The organism is Polynucleobacter sp. 39-46-10, assembly GCF_002282275.1.
In genome coordinates this window covers 1-16,364 of sequence record NZ_NCJB01000010.1, presented here as the reverse complement: position 1 = coordinate 16,364, position 16,364 = coordinate 1, and the positions used below count along the sequence as shown (strand labels likewise).

The 16,364-nt window shown below is 41.8% G+C and carries 20 protein-coding genes and 1 riboswitch; of the genes, 12 read left to right on the top strand and 8 right to left on the bottom strand.

The window, feature by feature from the left end; all coding sequences use genetic code 11:
• Position 1 precedes the first annotated feature (1 nt).
• Entirely contained in the window at positions 2 to 1,579 is a 1,578-nt protein-coding gene (locus B7X71_RS02040) for an SEL1-like repeat protein (protein WP_293600146.1), read from the bottom strand.
• 189 nt (positions 1,580 to 1,768) lie between these two features.
• On the opposite strand from B7X71_RS02040, the gene B7X71_RS02035 reads away from it, so the two are divergent.
• From B7X71_RS02035 to B7X71_RS02025, 3 genes are read left to right on the top strand one after another with little or no spacing between them, the layout of a single operon-like run.
• Entirely contained in the window at positions 1,769 to 1,924 is a 156-nt protein-coding gene (locus B7X71_RS02035) for a hypothetical protein (RefSeq protein ID WP_293597093.1), read from the top strand.
• A gap of 7 nt (positions 1,925 to 1,931) precedes the next feature.
• Positions 1,932 to 2,171, top strand: a complete 240-nt coding sequence (locus tag B7X71_RS02030) for a hypothetical protein (protein ID WP_293597092.1) — start codon at positions 1,932 to 1,934, stop codon at positions 2,169 to 2,171.
• A gap of 1 nt (position 2,172) precedes the next feature.
• Positions 2,173 to 2,499, top strand: a complete 327-nt coding sequence (locus tag B7X71_RS02025; RefSeq protein WP_293597091.1) for a hypothetical protein — start codon at positions 2,173 to 2,175, stop codon at positions 2,497 to 2,499.
• A 51-nt stretch (positions 2,500 to 2,550) separates the two neighbouring features.
• Here B7X71_RS02025 and B7X71_RS02020 read toward each other — a convergent pair whose 3' ends face one another.
• The gene (locus B7X71_RS02020) at positions 2,551 to 3,855 is read right to left on the bottom strand and encodes a hypothetical protein (protein ID WP_293597090.1); all 1,305 of its coding nucleotides are present in this window, start codon (positions 3,853 to 3,855) and stop codon (positions 2,551 to 2,553) included.
• A gap of 194 nt (positions 3,856 to 4,049) precedes the next feature.
• Between B7X71_RS02020 and B7X71_RS02015 the strand changes: the two genes are divergently transcribed.
• Positions 4,050 to 4,433, top strand: coding sequence for a hypothetical protein (locus B7X71_RS02015; RefSeq protein WP_293597089.1), 384 nt, complete (start codon positions 4,050 to 4,052; stop codon positions 4,431 to 4,433).
• A 160-nt stretch (positions 4,434 to 4,593) separates the two neighbouring features.
• Positions 4,594 to 5,052: a hypothetical protein gene (locus B7X71_RS02010; protein WP_293600145.1), complete on the top strand. Its 459-nt coding sequence runs from the start codon at positions 4,594 to 4,596 to the stop codon at positions 5,050 to 5,052.
• A 569-nt stretch (positions 5,053 to 5,621) separates the two neighbouring features.
• Here the strand turns inward: B7X71_RS02010 and ttdB are convergent.
• The 3 genes from ttdB to B7X71_RS01995 are packed head-to-tail and all read right to left on the bottom strand — an operon-like array spanning position 5,622 to position 8,147.
• A complete protein-coding gene (gene ttdB / locus B7X71_RS02005; protein ID WP_293597087.1) occupies positions 5,622 to 6,230 on the bottom strand; it encodes a L(+)-tartrate dehydratase subunit beta in 609 nt (202 codons plus the stop codon).
• Positions 6,227 to 7,126 carry a L(+)-tartrate dehydratase subunit alpha gene (gene ttdA, locus B7X71_RS02000; RefSeq protein ID WP_293597111.1) on the bottom strand — a complete coding sequence of 300 codons (900 nt, stop codon included), beginning with the start codon at positions 7,124 to 7,126 and terminating at the stop codon, positions 6,227 to 6,229. The genes ttdB and ttdA overlap by 4 nt, the downstream gene beginning before the upstream one ends.
• 52 nt (positions 7,127 to 7,178) lie before the next feature.
• The gene (locus B7X71_RS01995) at positions 7,179 to 8,147 is read right to left on the bottom strand and encodes a tripartite tricarboxylate transporter substrate binding protein (protein WP_293597086.1); all 969 of its coding nucleotides are present in this window, start codon (positions 8,145 to 8,147) and stop codon (positions 7,179 to 7,181) included.
• 127 nt (positions 8,148 to 8,274) lie between these two features.
• Between B7X71_RS01995 and B7X71_RS01990 the strand changes: the two genes are divergently transcribed.
• Entirely contained in the window at positions 8,275 to 9,192 is a 918-nt protein-coding gene (locus tag B7X71_RS01990) for a LysR family transcriptional regulator (protein WP_293597085.1), read from the top strand.
• 192 nt (positions 9,193 to 9,384) lie between these two features.
• On the opposite strand, the gene B7X71_RS01985 is transcribed toward B7X71_RS01990, so the two are convergent.
• Positions 9,385 to 10,149: a DUF6602 domain-containing protein gene (locus B7X71_RS01985; RefSeq protein WP_293597110.1), complete on the bottom strand. Its 765-nt coding sequence runs from the start codon at positions 10,147 to 10,149 to the stop codon at positions 9,385 to 9,387.
• Complete coding sequence (locus B7X71_RS01980) at positions 10,149 to 10,901, bottom strand: nucleotidyltransferase (protein WP_293597084.1); 753 nt, start codon at positions 10,899 to 10,901, stop codon at positions 10,149 to 10,151. The genes B7X71_RS01985 and B7X71_RS01980 overlap by 1 nt, the downstream gene beginning before the upstream one ends.
• Positions 10,902 to 11,162: 261 nt before the next feature.
• Between B7X71_RS01980 and B7X71_RS01975 the strand changes: the two genes are divergently transcribed.
• The 6 genes from B7X71_RS01975 (at position 11,163) to B7X71_RS17860 (ending at position 14,789) form a co-directional block, all read left to right on the top strand.
• Positions 11,163 to 11,360, top strand: a complete 198-nt coding sequence (locus tag B7X71_RS01975) for a hypothetical protein (RefSeq protein WP_293597083.1) — start codon at positions 11,163 to 11,165, stop codon at positions 11,358 to 11,360.
• Positions 11,361 to 11,362: 2 nt separating this feature from the next.
• Positions 11,363 to 11,713, top strand: a complete 351-nt coding sequence (locus tag B7X71_RS01970) for a hypothetical protein (protein ID WP_293597082.1) — start codon at positions 11,363 to 11,365, stop codon at positions 11,711 to 11,713.
• A 148-nt stretch (positions 11,714 to 11,861) separates the two neighbouring features.
• Positions 11,862 to 12,037, top strand: a riboswitch (yybP-ykoY riboswitch).
• 7 nt (positions 12,038 to 12,044) lie between these two features.
• Complete coding sequence (locus B7X71_RS01965; protein ID WP_293597081.1) at positions 12,045 to 12,617, top strand: TMEM165/GDT1 family protein; 573 nt, start codon at positions 12,045 to 12,047, stop codon at positions 12,615 to 12,617.
• A gap of 9 nt (positions 12,618 to 12,626) precedes the next feature.
• Entirely contained in the window at positions 12,627 to 12,977 is a 351-nt protein-coding gene (locus tag B7X71_RS01960) for a DUF3147 family protein (RefSeq protein ID WP_293597080.1), read from the top strand.
• Between the two features lie 96 nt (positions 12,978 to 13,073).
• On the top strand, positions 13,074 to 14,477 hold the full coding sequence (locus B7X71_RS01955) for a carbohydrate porin (protein WP_293600144.1): 1,404 nt from the start codon (positions 13,074 to 13,076) through the stop codon (positions 14,475 to 14,477).
• Positions 14,478 to 14,600: 123 nt separating this feature from the next.
• The gene (locus B7X71_RS17860; protein ID WP_293597078.1) at positions 14,601 to 14,789 is read left to right on the top strand and encodes a cysteine-rich CWC family protein; all 189 of its coding nucleotides are present in this window, start codon (positions 14,601 to 14,603) and stop codon (positions 14,787 to 14,789) included.
• A 24-nt stretch (positions 14,790 to 14,813) separates the two neighbouring features.
• Here the strand turns inward: B7X71_RS17860 and B7X71_RS01950 are convergent, their stop codons facing one another.
• The gene (locus tag B7X71_RS01950) at positions 14,814 to 16,061 is read right to left on the bottom strand and encodes a P-loop NTPase fold protein (protein ID WP_293597077.1); all 1,248 of its coding nucleotides are present in this window, start codon (positions 16,059 to 16,061) and stop codon (positions 14,814 to 14,816) included.
• Between the last annotated feature and the right edge of the window lie 303 nt (positions 16,062 to 16,364).

Here is a 16,364-nt window from a genome sequence, read left to right as displayed (position 1 = left end):
TCTAAGCCCATTCAGATACAAATCTCTCTGCCTCTAGTATTTGCTGAGATGTTAATTTTTCTGACAAAATTTCTATTGATTTTTTGGCGTCAAATCCATGGTGTACTGCAACCGAAAACCATTTATATGCATCAAGCAAATTTACTACCGTACCCCAGCCATTTTCGTAACAATTAGCTAAATTGACCTGTGCAGTCGTATGCCCAAGATTTGCTGCTTTAAAAAAATTACTAAATGCTAAATTTTTATTTGGCTCTGTGCCGATACCCTCAAGGTATGCCCACCCTAAATTATTTAAGCTGCCAGAATCGCCGTGTTCGGCAGCGTATTTAATTAGTTCAAATCCTTTAAGGGGATTCAAATCAACTCCATCCCCCTTTTGATACATGAGGCCCAAATGACCCATTGCAGTAATTTGGCCCGCATCGGCCGCTTGTGAGAGATACTCAACGCTCTTTTGAATGTCTTTTTGAATTTCATTGCCCCAAAAATACTTCAATCCAATATTCAACTGAGCCTCAGGACAGCCAGCATCAGCCGCATTTTTTAAATATTCAAATGCCTTAACTTCATCTTTGGGGAGCCCGTCAAATCCAACCCCATACAGCCTACTAAGATTAAATATCGATATGCTAGACCCCATGTTTGCTGCCATTTGATAGCAATTAAATGCTTTTACTAAATCTTGGGGGAAATAAATACCTTTCTCGTACATATTGCCAAGATCGTTTATTGCATTCATATTTCCTTGCTCTGCAGACAAAATGAATAAGTCTGATGCTAGTTTTTGATCGATTTCCACCCCAATGCCATTAAGATATAGATAAGCCAACCTAGCTTGAGCATCTGGATTTCCTTCTTCAGCTGCCTCAGTTAAATAGCGCACTCCATTTTCAAGATTTTTCTCTATACCAAGTCCTTCAAGAAAAAAAGTGCCTAGGCGCTCTTTAGAAAACGTAATGCCTTTATTTGCTGCCGATTGATGCAGATCAAATGAAGTTTGATAATTAACAGGAGTAAATTCGCCAATTAGATACTGGTCTGCAAGTGCCACTTGAGCCCATGTAAACCCATGCTCAGATAAATCTTTGAGAGTTTGAATAATTCTTTCACAATCTGATTTACTCAAGCCTGGACTGAGGCTTAATATTCTTTTTCTTGCTTCAAAGTTAGATTGGGCACAAGCAATTAAGTACCAAACTATTGCAAGGGAAATATCGACTTTGCCATTTGCTCCGAGCTCTTCGTTTAGACCAAGGCAATAGGAAGACAGACCGCTTCCGCCACTGGCCGCCTTTAAATATAGTTTGGTTGCTTTTTCTACATCTCTCTCTACCCCAGCACCATTAAAGTACATAACGCCTAAGTCATGCACGGCCTTTAGATGATTTGATTTGGCGGCTTCCTCAATGTACTGGAATGCTAATTCAAAGTTTTGATCAACGCCATCTCCAGACTCATGCAATTTACCGAGACTATATGCTGCCTCAGGCTCACCTTTATCGGCCGCCTCCTTTAATTCTTTTAAATCTCTTGGTGCTATGGTGTCCATAAATCTGATTCTACTGATAAGGGTCATCTTCGCACCAAACTTATATGAAGATGGTCATTTTTAATGTTTTAATAGTCAAAATGATCTTAGCAACAAACGTTACAGGGGGTCAGAGCAAAAGTACAGCGTCACTTTTTGGGTTTAAATTTATCTATTCTCTAGCTCACTTATTGAGCCTGTGACAGCTTAATCTAAAGCCTCTACTTAGGAGGTCATATGCAAAAGCATCTAATTGGTTTTGGCTTACGCTTCATTATCCTTAGCAGTCTCATTGCCAATCAGATTGCCAATGCCTACACCACTCAAACCGTGATTGTTAATGGAAAAATATCGGTCTGTACGATTTGTGGCACAGTCGTATCTTGTTTTTGAGGTCGCCATGAAAAATTCAATCAAATTGGGGGATTTATTTTTGGTATGTGATGGCGTTCCGATTGAGCAACATGGGGCCTTGTATCGCATTGGGTTGAAGTTGGGTAAATACTATCAACATCTCCTAAAAGAGATCAAAGCAATTCGTTTACAAAAGCATTGCTTGCATGGGCAGCCCTGCTATTGGCCTAGACCAACAGATTACAGTCAATATGAATTGCCTGCGGTCTATAGAAAATGGAGATAACGTGAAGTTACTTTCAATTTTATTGGCCATAATTGTCTTACCCTGCCATGCACAAATTACTTTCTTTAGTGACTCTTCAGGACTACCACTTGGCACAGCTAATAAGGTTGGCAATACTACTTTTTATAGTGATTCAAACGGCTTGCCAATAGGTACGGCTTCTCAAGTAGGCAATACCACCTTCTTTAGCAATAGTCTTGGATTACCACTGGGGACAGCTAATACCTTGCAACCTATCCCATCTGGCTCTCAAAACTCATATAACTCACCGCCTGCGCCAGCTTTTCCAGCAGCGCCATTATTTCCATCTAGCCCTAGAGGTTGGTGAGCTTGCTGTTAGTTAGGCATCAATACAAGCGTCTAGTTACAGGACGCTTGACTATTCGTCTGATCGCTCGGCGCTAACCTCAAAACTCTCTAAAATTCCATCTCTTGTATGACTTAAATATTCAAGCTCAGCAATATGCTTTACATCATCGTAAGAAATAAAGGTGCACATGTCAGATAACCTGCCGTTAGTCATATAAGAAAAAACGGGTCTTCTAATTTCAGTAGAAAATTTTTCTTGTCTATCTAGTGGTGCAACAATATGCATCTTAATTTTGATATCAGGCTGCAATGCAACTAAGTCTGCCATTCTTAAGATGCCAGAGTAAATCGATGTAGTGTGCTCCACCTCAAATGCCCGCGCAATTGATCTTTTATTTTTAATCCAAATTACGTCGATTAAGCTAATCGTGCTTTGAGTGGCTTTATCGTATGAAAGCGGCAATGTAGTTAATAGAGTGCGCGGATCTTTTGGTTGCCATACCTTAGATACTCTAACGCGATCAGGATTTGGTAGCCAAATATCAAAACCCATCTCTTCGCCAATCTTGGCTAGCAACCCCTGAATCTTGATTGATTCCCTCACCTCTCCATCATCCGACCGTTCGTCAGCATCATCAGACGCGACTGTCACAATAAATTCTTTTGATTGGTTGCTGGGGGAAACTTCTTGGGGCGCTGAAAATTCTCCACGCCAAAGCTCCTTAACAGGCGCAAAGTAACAATATCTAGAAATTTTTCTGGCATTGCCAGTTACGCCAGTCGCTTTAATTGCATTATTCAAAGAAGCATTTGATTGAATTATCTTGGCGCCAATAGTTTGAGAGTCAAAATTTTCTACGTATGGCGACTTAAGGCACTCTAAGAGCAACTTGCGATCTTTAAGTGAAATAATAGAAAGATTTGAAAACGGATCATATGCAGCTAAAAATACAGAGATCGTATTGCCGCTTTTTCCCGTCAAGTAAATCCTCTGCGCCTCCTCCATTCCATAGAGCTCATCAATATATTGAGCTTTGGCTTTTGGATCTTGCTCAATCAAAATCTTATTAACTGCAATTCCTAATTTTCGATTTCTATGGAGCTCATTAAATAAACGCCGCCATGAGCCCTGAGCAACCATTGCCTTTGCAATAGCCTCAGTATCCTTGTTGTTGCCCTTACCGCTTCGATCAATAATTTTGATGATTTTGTCGCAATCATCGTCAGAGATAATGCCTGAATCTGACCCCAAAACCCTTTTGGACCAGAATTCGCGGAATTGGGCGCTTTGATCAACCCAAATCTTTTCCATCTCTTGATCATCATAAAGTCCATCAAACTCTGGAAAGAACGTAGAAAAATTTACTTCAGGCATCTATACCCCTTAAAACTGTAGTAAGTAATCTAACTTTAACCTAAGGGTCCCGTTACTAGACGCCAAGTAGGTTTTTTTATCTATATATGCAATAGCTAATGCTATATAAATTTTCTGACATGAGTCTCGAGCTTAAAGCGGTATAAGGCACACTAAGTTGGACCATGCATTAATTGCTAAGTTATGATCAGGGGATGAGCAAACATGAAACTCACCTTACAAGAAGATACTGGGAGTCTATCGGTGGGACCTTAGTCGAAGAGTTCCCCGCAGTTGCTCGCTCCAAAGACAATGCCCAGAGATTGCTAGATGGAGTTGTTATTTTGGGTGAAAAAACTCAAATATGCAAAGCGTATGAGGTAGACGTTAAAGATAAAGATATTGTTGTTATACAAACTAAAGCAAATAGAGTTGGAATGAATTTGCTTGGTCAGGCAGTTTTCTCGGCTGAACTCATGAAATCCCATAAACCAAAATCTATTAAAGCTGTAGCTATTTGTACTTTGGGTGATTCAGTTCTTGAGCCGCTGGCCAGTAAATTTGGCATTGAAGTCATTATCTATGAAGAAAAATCTTGAAGAGTTTATAGGCGTCTCGTAACCAGACTCCGAATAAATTACTCCATTTGGAACAGACAATAACTAATCCTCCATCTATCGAGGCTTGATGGAATTGGGCTGGCAGAGATTATTGAATTCATGCGAAAGTGGGAAGATTTCCCCAATAACAAAGGATGATATGGATTGCAATTACTTTACCGCTCGAGACTGGGCATACCTAGCTGTATCAGCAGTAACCATCTCCGGCGGGCTAGTAGCATTCTTTTGGAAACTTAGGGCCGACTCCAAAATTGCTTCCTATAGAGAAACAATTGCCTATATTGATCGTCATGCCGCCGAACTTAAAAAAGGATGGCATAAGGCCGAAAATCAAACAGCCTCAGCCGAAGAAATAAAAGCATTTCTAAATAGGCTTGAACAGCTTGCAGGACTTGTGAACAAAAAGGCCTTTGATAATGACTTAGTCTATGAATCATTTTGGTCTTATTACTACTATCCGCTTCAAGAGCCCAAAATAAAAGTTTTTCTAGAGAAGGCTCGCATTAATGATGATGCAGTTTATTCTCACTACCTAAATCTTGCCAATGAGTGGAGTAGCCGAATCTCAGAAGAAGAAACTTCGACTTCGGCTATTTAGAGCGGGCAATTACATATCCTCTGTCTATCGAGGCTTGATATGGGGAGACTTGCGAAGGGCAACTAAGAATACAACGGGCACTAGACCACTTTCCCCATGTGTGCACAGCAAATGTCTAGCCATCCATTTTTCCTAGCCTTCTCATACGGATAATGAAATCTCTCTTTAAATTCAGCGCGTTTTTGACATTGCTTAGCCATCTCTATACAACGCTCTAGAGTCCAAATTACTGGCACAGTAGATCTTCGTTTAAAGCCAACAATGTGTGCTGTACATTTAATTAGCCAGCCTCTATTAATGGCTTTTTGGTAGCTAATAGGGCTAGATCTCTCCCATTCATCTCTTGTGCGGTATTTTTTTGCTTCTGCCAAACACAAAGGAAGAGTCCAATAGCTTTCGTCTGATATCGACTGGTTGATACACCAGGTTCTAGTTGGGTAATGACTTCTAAAAGACTTAATAAAACTGCTTTGGATGTTCTGAGACAACATGAATCTCTCCTCACAATCAAATCATTTCAGTTAATCAAGGAGGCGGTATAGCGCCCCACTTGATTAATTTGATTTCAATTACTTAATAAAACGAATCTTCTCGTTAATTTTGCTCAGAATTGGGCCTTTCTTTGCATTAAAAACTTTTTTGTTTTCTTCAATCAAGTTTTTGCCTTTAGTGTCAATTGAGATAATTAAAGGACCAAATTCTTTAACGCGATTTACCCATAATGTCTCTGGCATACCCAAGTCTTTCCACTGAGCATCTTCGATCTTCTCAACCTTAGTGGCCGCCAATACAGCGCAGCCGCCTGGGAAAATGGCATGAACTGCCTTGTTCTCAACACAGCCCTCTTGCGTTTCAATGCCCATGCCACCTTTACCAACAATCAACTTCACGCCGGTTTGTTTGATAAATTCTTTTTCAAACTTCTCCATGCGCATAGAGGTTGTTGGGCCAATAGAGACCATCTCATATTCGCCATCATCTTTTTGACGAACAATTGGTCCTGCATGAAAAATCGCTCCACCTTTGAGGTCTACAGGTAATTCTCGACCCAACTCAATTAAGCGACGATGAGCAACATCACGACAAGTAACCAAAGTTCCAGTGAGATAAACCACATCCCCAATATTTAAAGCCTCTAAATCCTCATCTTTAATTGGGGTCTGCAAAACTTTTCTCATACCTTAAATCCTTCATGGGAAATGACTTCATAGGACATATCGGCGTTGATTTTGATCTTGCCGCGACGATGTGCCCAACAGCCGGTTGATACTGCTACCCCAATTGTTGATGGGTGACGAGCTGATGACTCAATATTGACACCCATGACGCTATTGGCACCAGTTAAACCTTGAGGACCTAAACCCAATTCATTTAAACCTTCGGTTAGCAATTCCTCCATCATGGCCGCATTATCATTTGAGTGTCTAGAAGTAACGGGGCGCAAAATGGCCTTCTTTGACAATCGAGCTGCGGTCTCTGCTGAAGTTGAAACTCCAACTCCTACTAATAAAGGTGGGCAGGCATTAACGCCGCGTGATGTGATGACATCAAACACAAACTCAGCAACACCTTCATAGCCTTGCCCTGGCATCAATACTTTTGCAGCGCCCGGCAATGTGCAACCACCACCAGCCATATATACGTCAACGATGCAGTAATCAGCGCCAGGAATAATTTCCCAATCCAGCCAGGGGATCTTAGATCCAGTATTGGTACCAGTATTTTTTTCTTCAAAGGTTTCTACGGCGTTATGACGTAATGGCCCTTCTTTGGTGGCGCCTTGGGTTGCATTAACCAAGATATCTTCCAACTCCCCCAACAATGGGAAATTTGACCCCGCAGATAAGAAGTACTGAATTACACCAGTATCTTGGCAGCTTGGCCGATCTAACTTGTCAGCCAATTCTTGATTCTCTCGCATGGACTCAAATACTTCCTTGGCCAAGAAATTGACTTCTTTACTTCGAAGCTCACCAAGCTTTGTAGTGACATCTGTTGGTAAACGTTTGCCAATATACGCGGTGAACTTTGATAAAACATTTGTTAAATCAGCGACTGCTGCTTCCTTATCCACTACGGATGATTGCTTATCCACGGGTAATTTCCTTTATTAATTCGCTGGGTGATTACTGAATAGTTATGTTTGCTGCCTTAACGACTTCAGAGAACTTGGATGTTTCTTCTTTAATTTGTTTGCCCATTTCGGCTTGTGAATTGCCGACTGGCTCAGCACCAATATCGAACATTTGCTTTTGGAACTCAGGTGTCTTAATGATCTTAACGATTTCAGCATTAAGTTTGGCAGTAATATCTTTTGGCGTAGCAGCAGGAGCTAGCAAACCGAACCAAGTACCAATATTAATTCCGGGCACACCAGCCTCTGCTAACGTTGGGACGCTAGGCAATGTAGATGAACGCTTTGCAGTTGTCACAGCCAGTGGGCGCAATTTATTCTCACGAATAAATGGCAACACCGGAGTAATTGTGTCAAATGACATGGTGACTTGACCGCCTAACAAATCTGTTGTCAACGGAGCGCTTCCCTTGTATGGCACATGAAGTAACTTGGTGCCAGTAATCATTTGAAATTGGGTGCCAATCATGTGCTGCGCTGTGCCGTTACCATTTGAACCATAAGACAGTTCATCTGGTTTAGCTTTGGCCGCAGCAATAACATCTTTTACAGTCTTATAAGGTGAGTTTGCGCTAACCACCATGATGTTTGGAACCAATGCCACTGTAGTAATTGGTGTGAAGTCTTTTTCAAAACTATATGGCAGAGTTTTGTAAACACTTGGGGCGATTGTGTGATGAACAGCGCCCATAAACAGGGTGTAGCCATCAGGATTGGATTTAGCAACTAAATTAGCACCCAAGGTGGCGCCAGCACCTGGCTTGTTTTCAACGATCACTGATTGGCCAAGAACTGGCCCCAACTTCTGAGCAACCGTCCTCGCCAAAACATCTGTAGTCCCACCTGGTGGAAATGGCACCACAATCGTGATTGTTTTTGATGGATATGATTGCGCTGATGCGCCAATAGCGCCACATAATAGCAATCCAGCCAAACTCGTTTTAGATATCTTTTTTAACATCCCATCTCCTCCATGAGTAGTTTCCAGAGCTGATTGCTCATTGGAATATTGGCACTATATGTTGTATGGATATTAAAAAATCATGTATAAAGTTAAAGCATAGTTAACTTTTAATTAACAATAAACAATGGCCAAAAGCATTAATCCAGGTGATTTAGGGTTCTTTTCAACGCTCATCAGCTCTGGCAGCCTTGGGGCTGCTGCCCGTGAGCTTGGAGTAACAACTGCCGCTGTTAGTAAGCATTTGGCACAAATGGAAGCTCGCCTGGGTTTGGTGCTGGTCAACAGAACCACTAGAAGAATGGGCCTCACCCATGAGGGCGAAATCTATCTTGACCATGCTAGAAGAATTTTGGGTGAAATTGATGATCTTGAGCACATGCTGTGGGGCTCAACAAAAGCTCCGCAAGGTTTATTAAGGGTCAATGCAACGCTTGGATTTGGGAGAAGTCATATTGCCCCTTTAATTGCTGAATATGTTAAAAAATTTCCGCAGGTAGATATTCAATTACAACTATCAGTAAATCCTCCACCGATTACTGATGATGCTTATGATGTTTGTTTTCGATTTGGTCACCCACCCGACTCTAGATCCATTGCTAGGCTGATAGCCCCCAACAAAAGAATACTTGTTGCATCCCCAGCTTACATTAAAGAGCATGGTGAACCAAAGTCACCCAGCGAATTAATTAAACACAACTGTATTGGCATACGCCAAGGTGATGAAGGCTATGGACTGTGGCGCTTCTCAAAAGGTAAAGGCAAGTCAAAAAAGGAATTTACCGATAGCGCAAAGGTTCGCGGTAACTTAACAACAAACGATGGTGGCATTGCCGTGAACTGGGCGCTCGATGGAAAAGGCATAGTTTTACGAGCTGAATGGGATGTCATACAACACCTTCAGTCTGGCAGACTGATACAAGTGATGAAAAATTTTGAAACTCCAGATGCTGACATCTATGCCGTATATGCCGAACGCCATAAAACATCGGTGAGAGTAAAAACATTGATTGATTTTGCTGTTACTAGCTTCAAGGGAGAGTAGTCTAATCGGCTACCAATTAATGCGTCCAATAACTAGACGCTTGTTCTATTTAGAACAGACAATTAACCATCCCCTATCTAACGAGGCTTGATGGGAATGGACGTAACCCTAAAATGCTATATAAATAACCCAAGGAGGCGGCTATCTAAATGCTTATAGTAGGTAATGGGTGCGATCTTGCCGCCTTACTAATTATTCAGTATTGCAACCGCTCAAAATTGAGGCATATCTGTTCCAATCAACAGCAGGCACTGTACCGAGAGACTGTAATTGCTGAAGCAATCGAAATATAAATGCCGCTAGCGATCCCTGTGCATCAGTCACTACAAGAGATCCTCCAAACGTATCAAACGCCCGATCGGACAACGCTAGACCACAATCAAGTGACCTAACTCCGCTGAGCGTTGCTAAATGGGAAGAAAAGTGTTCTCCTGCTAAGCCCTCAGCCCAGTCGACCTTTGATGCAACAATTCCCGCAACTATAGGAAACAATGGTTTCGGCTGATACTCTCCACCAGCATGCGGTATCGGAACGCTTGTTCTGTGAAGCACTCGGACTGAGCGAGCTTTCTCTGCAGCGTATTCAAGATATTCCTTGTTTATCGTTGGCTTAACTTCAAGAACACAGTAAACCGCTTCAGCTGGAATAAACCTGTGAGCATGCTGATCTAACAAAGTCGGTGTGTACTGATGATCGAATATGATCACATCAATTTGATCGCTTGTTGCACCATTGGAATCAATTACGATACCTTGATCGACCTCATAACGCCTAGGAAGATATTTTTTTAAAGCTTGAACGAAGTGCTGCTCATTCACTTCGCCCATTACACCATTGTGAGTGATAGATTTTCCAGACAGATCTAACTGAACCGCCAATACTTCTTGCTCTGCGATAAATGCCTCACGCAGAAAATGCTTGCCATCGATTTTTGATGAATTCTTTGCCCTGTTCATTACCAAACAATCTCTTCCCAAGTTTTCTTCCCCAGAGATTCTCGCGCTTTGGCAGCAATAGCGGCTTTCTCTGCTTTCGTGCAATCGTCCGACACGATGTTATTAGTATTAGCAGGATCAATATACTGCGCTGTTTCAATCTTATCGCGAAGGTGCTCTAGAGCCTGCCAAACATTTACTGCGATATTTCCAGCTCTCGCATACCTAAGTGAGTCAATTACCGCCATCTCTAGATAGAAAGATGAAATTGAAAGTCCATGGCGTAAACGCCATAGCTTTAATATTCTGATCTCATCTATTCGGTTGCTTCCAGTCACATACGATATGTGGGTATTAACATTTGTTTGCGTCCAAGTTGCTTTTTTATTTCGATACAAACTATGGTCGTTACCATATTGGGAATGTCGACGACCTGGCACCAAATCGATTGAGTATCCATTAACCGTAACCCCAATTGAGACATCCTGCATTCGTGCCACATATCCAACGGCTGTAACGGCGTTGTACAAACTCATATACATATCGGCAAGACTGCCGGGCGTTGTTGATGAAAGTGACAAAAAGATATCAGCATCTGTTGCAGCTGAGATACCAGTGCCCTTTGCCAACGAACCAGAATAGCTAGCATTATTTAGGTATTGATTCCCCCATTTTTCTAGTACGGGATAAATCGCGCTTCCTGCGGCATTCGCCCCGGAAACGTTCACCGCATACTTCTGGAGCAGGCTCTGAAGGTATTCATCAGCAGTCATCTTCCCTCCATGTTTGCGAGACCTAAGAATGTTTACGCGGACTATCGGGTCAGTATAACAATCCATAACTAGATACCGAAGGGCTGTTCCAAATAGAACAGACAATAAGCGATCCCCTATCTAACGAGGTTTGATGGAATGGGAGGGCATTATTACTCAACTCATAGTCGCCAAAGTAAAGACAAATTGTCGCAATGCACTATTAAAAATTAGAACTATTTAGACAATCTGGGCGTATAGTTATTTTGAGGGGGGTGGCCTATGAGACGCATTGTCGATATCTACCGTAAAGATCAAAGAGATCGGGTGCTTTGGACATACATTGTGAGCCTGGGCGGTGATGGCAGCCACCCTAGTCTTGAAGACTTCAAGGAAGAAGCATTAACACTCGCCGGCATTGATGGTCGAGGGTCCCTGGATAATCTTGACGCCTATGTTCATCTAGAGATCTTGAAATAACTATGGCTAATAGCGCACTCCATGCTATTACGATTGAAGAGCTTAGGCACTCTGATCCAAATTTTCATCGAGAATACTGCAAGCTTGTAGAGGGCATTACCAACCTCATTCGAGAAATTGCTAAAAGCCATCCCAATGAACTCGATTACACCAGTTTTATTGAATCTTATGACAGGGCAAGCAATGAGCCAGTTTTGCAGATTGTCATTGGCTCTGGGAAAAATGAAGTTTACCTACACATCTACATTCATCAAAATAAATATTTTGTAATCGGAAAATCTGGTAGCGGAAAATCTGCCAAGACCGCATCACAAGCATTAGAAATTATCGCGACATCTTTAAGCGTCCCGTAACTAGACGCCCAATAAATTTGTTCCATTTCGAACAGACAATAACTGATCCTCTAGCTAACGAGGCTTGATGGAATAGGACTGGAATCGACCAGGGCTAAAGTGCCTCAATCCTGTTGCAATCAGCTTGTCATATTTGGCTTGCTATAATTCAATTGTCACTAGGGAGTAGCCTCTCTTCTCTAAAGAAGATGGCTTACATCAACATACTTGAGCTTAGGCTTATGGTGTAAGCGGTTTAATACTTGGCAAGACTTTTGACTACAAACACTTACTTAGGCTGTGGGTGCGTTGTAGTCATTTGTTTATGTCACGGCCTAGAGGACTATCAAAAATGGATTCCCTTCTTATTTCAACTGGTGTAGTTGCCCTTGCCGAAATGGGTGACAAGACCCAACTGCTTGCTTTTATTCTTGCGGCAAGATTTAAAAAACCCATACCTATCATTCTCGGCATCCTTGCTGCCACCATAATTAATCATGGTCTAGCAGGTGCATTTGGTGCATGGATTACTTCTATGATGAATCCTGAAATCCTACGATGGATTCTTGGAGTGTCATTTATTTGTATGGCGATTTGGACTTTGATACCCGACAAGATTGAGGAAGAAGAAACTCAAGTGGCAAAGCACTTGGGAGTCTTTGGCGCTACCTTTATTACCTTCTTCTTAGCTGAAATGGGTGATAAGACTCAATTGGCCACCATCGCCTTGGCGGCTCACTACGCAGCACCATTAGCTGTAGTGGTTGGCACAACATTAGGAATGCTGATTGCGGATGTACCAGCGGTATTTGTTGGTAATAAGTTTGCGGCAAAGATTCCTATGAAGCTAGTTCACTCCATTGCCGCGGCTATATTTGCGATTATGGGTGTGCTGACATTACTTGAAGTGGATAAGTTGTTTTAAGGAGGCGTTATGACTTGGATCATTACCAAATACTTACTAACGGCAGGAATGGTGGTATTCATTTCAGAAGTAGCCAAGCGCAGCGATAAGTTGGGAAGCTTTATTGCGGCATTACCGCTCATGACCATACTTACGCTGATATGGCTATATGTAGAAAATCAAACGGAAGAAAAGATTGCTAGTCACGCTTATTACACCTTTTGGTATGTGATTCCAACGCTGCCTATGTTTCTATTATTTCCATACCTACTTCCAAAGCTAGGATTTTGGATAACGATGGGTGTGTGTGTAGTGGCAACAGTCATCTGCTTTGGCTTGTTTGCCTTAATAATGAAGAGCTTTGGCATTGGATTGCTATGATTCAAGCCCTGTTTGCCTCTAATCATTGAATCCATGTACACAGAACCGTCACATATTTGTCATACAGTGACATTTTTGCTTTAAATATTTGATCTAATGCGCCTGTTCATAATTAGCACCCTACTGCTAGCCATACTGCCTAATATTGCTTTTGCACAAAAGGCTGGGTCAGGCGCAGACCAAATAGAGACATTTGCCGAACCCATTGCTGGCCTACCCACGGAGGGAAGCATTTGGGGTATGCCCGTAAACCTACATGGTCAGACCACATACATCAATCAGAGATACAACAACTTCACTTCATCCTACTCTGGGCAAAACAGTCTAGATTCGTTGAAGTCGATGAGCTACACATGGTCTGGCACTTTATTTTTTGGTGCTCGCATCGCCCCAAATACAGATGTGTATTTCAATCCTGAGGTTGTATCTGGAGTTCCATTCTCCGACTTAGCAGGCTTGGGTGGCTTCACCAACGGCGAAGCTACAAAAGCAAATGGCGCTCAGGCTAAGTTTTACTCTGCCCGTGCTTTTGTGCGTCAAACGATTAATCAAGAGGGCGAAAAGGTTGTTCTTGAAAATGAAGCCAATCAAATCACTCAAACTGTCAGCAGCAATCGAGTGGTTCTAACAGGTGGTCAGTTCTCCACACTTGATATTTTCGATGACAGTCGATACGCAAAAGACCCGCGAGTTCAATTTATGAACTGGGGCAATATGACTTACCTAGCTTATGACTATGCAGCTGATGCGAGGGGCTACAGTTGGGGTTTAGCTGGCGAATGGTATCTTGGCAACTGGGTAATGCGTGCTTCAAGAATGCTAGCTCCAAAGACACCCAATGGACGTGACTTAAATTGGCAAATATTCAATGCCTATGGTGATCAAATTGAAGTTGAGCGTCAGCACAATATCGGTGAACTGCCTGGTAAGGTCAGCGTCTTAGGCTATCGCAACCGTATGATATTGGCACGCTTTCAAGATGCCACTAACTATGTGATTGCGAACAATGCTCAGGGTACACAAGCTATTAATAATGTCAGAAGCAGCAATCAAATTAAGACAGGTATTGGTATTAATGCCGAACAAGCTCTGACAAAAAATTTAGGAATCTATGGTCGTGCATTTACCTCCGATGGTCATACCGAGACAATGTCCTTTACGGAAGCTGATAACTCCATTTCAGTTGGTCTAGGCATGAATGGCACAAGTTGGAAGCGGCCTGATGATACTGTCGGCATCTCAATGATGCAAAATGGATTATCTAGTTATCGTCGTGCCTATCTTCAAGCAGGCGGTATTTCTTATTTCATTGGTGATTATGCAAGTCGTAGTCAAACTATCTCTTATAACCCTGAGAGAATCGGAGAGGTTTACTACAACGCTACAGTGATTAAAAATGTGCTTGCAGGATTGAACTTTCAACACATCATCAATCCAGCTTACAACTCTGCTCGTGGTCCTGTAAACATCCTGTCTTTTAGGATTCATGCTGAGTTTTAGGAATCTCGCATCTTGGCTGTCAGTAAATATTTGGCGTCCTGTAACTAGACGCTGAATGAATTTGTTCCATTTAGAACAGACAATTAAACATCCTCTATCTATCTAACCCCGTAGAATCAAGGCATGAGAACGGAAGATATTGGGACCATTTGCCCAGCCTGCGGTAAAGCCAATGACTGTCAAATTGCTAGCGATAAGAAGTGCTGGTGCTTTGATGTGGCAGTTGATAAGCTCAAACTTGAACAAGCACTTAAAGACAAATCAAAAGATCAATGCTTGTGTAAGGGTTGTTTGAAGAAGTTAAGTGTCTAGTTATTGGACGCCTAATCAAATGCATCAATCAAAGGTGCTCTCAATATGCCTGCGCGCCACTCCTATAGATTCAGATAACGAAACTCCGAAGCTTGCGCAAAACTGTTTTAACTCTTCATCCTTCTCATCAAATACACCATTCTCGTAACTTCTATGCAGCCGTATAAATACTTGAGCAACACGATAGTTTTTGTCGCTCTCTTTTATGTTTATTAATAAATTAGCAGCAAGATGATGTGCTGATAAATCTTCAGAGCATATCCCTTGATAAATCAGCGGGTATTTTGCCTTCAGCCCAATAAGCCATGACTCCAAGGCTACAAAATTCCTTGTTGAGGATACTGTCCACCAATCCAATATTCGTTGAGATTGTCTAGCATTTAAATTTAATAAGGTAGATATTGCCACCAACCAAGATGAGTTATTTAAAAAACGCATCTGCTTTTCTTCGCTCATATTTTTTGAGAATAGCTTAATAAGCCTATCCATTGGCGGCAAGCTAGTGCTTGAATTTGTGATTGGCATTGCAATTGGATAGTCGATAAATTTATCGAGATACATTGCTCCATTTGTTCCAGCCCCATAGAAGGCTTCAACTGCCTGCTTAATTTGGTTCCTGTTCCAAAGCAGAAGAAAAATAACCCCCTCTATATCAAATAGATGTTTTAGTCTTTCTAATAGACGAATGGCATAAGCAGGGGAGCATCTATCTAACTCATCAACGATAACAACAACCTTTTGACCTTTAGCTTTCTTGACATGATCAGCCAGTAATTTTTTAAGATGTTCGAGGACTTTTTCTCTTTCAGCTAATTCATCTAATTTCGCACGAATCAATTCTTCAGCCTCATCCTTTAAGATGTCCGCTGCAGTATCAATAACTTCTTTATCAACACCAACAAAATTTCCAGCAGTTTTGGCAACAGCTTTTATTAGATTTGGCACCGCCCTTGCAATCAAAGGGGCTGCTGAGTCAAAAAAACTTTTTCTTTGAGCATCATCTAAGCCTGCGCCCATGGAAGAAATCAAAGTTAATGCAGGATCATCAATCCAATCAGCCTGAAACGCATCAATCCAAATCGAACCAAACTCACTTTTTGAATCTATTAGTGTTTTAAGATTTTGACCAAACCATGTTTTGCCAATACCCCACTCGCCATCAATTGCCACAACGCCTTTAGGTAGCTGTTGCAATAGCTTGTAAACACTCTCTCCAAGTTTTTGTCTATCTAATGCATCTTCGGTAAACGCTTTGGGAGCAATATTAGACATGGTGATTCCTTGGTATTAAATTCACAAATTGATTGATGATTTGGCTTGCTTTTTGAATGTAACAGATTGCCAACTCAACGCTGTCGATGCCAATTTTGGGAAATTTGAAACCGCTGCGAGCCAATAGATTCGGTGCTTAGCGGGCAGTGAGTCTTGCTGTGCTTAGACCCAATGTGCAGAACTGTTTTAGTCCTCTATCCTACGTTTTCAATCCTCTGCTCTACCGACTGAGCTACCAGGCCAAGACTGAGGATTATAAATGAAACTGCTGAGGAGCTTTAAAAATGCGCCTACTGTGGCCAA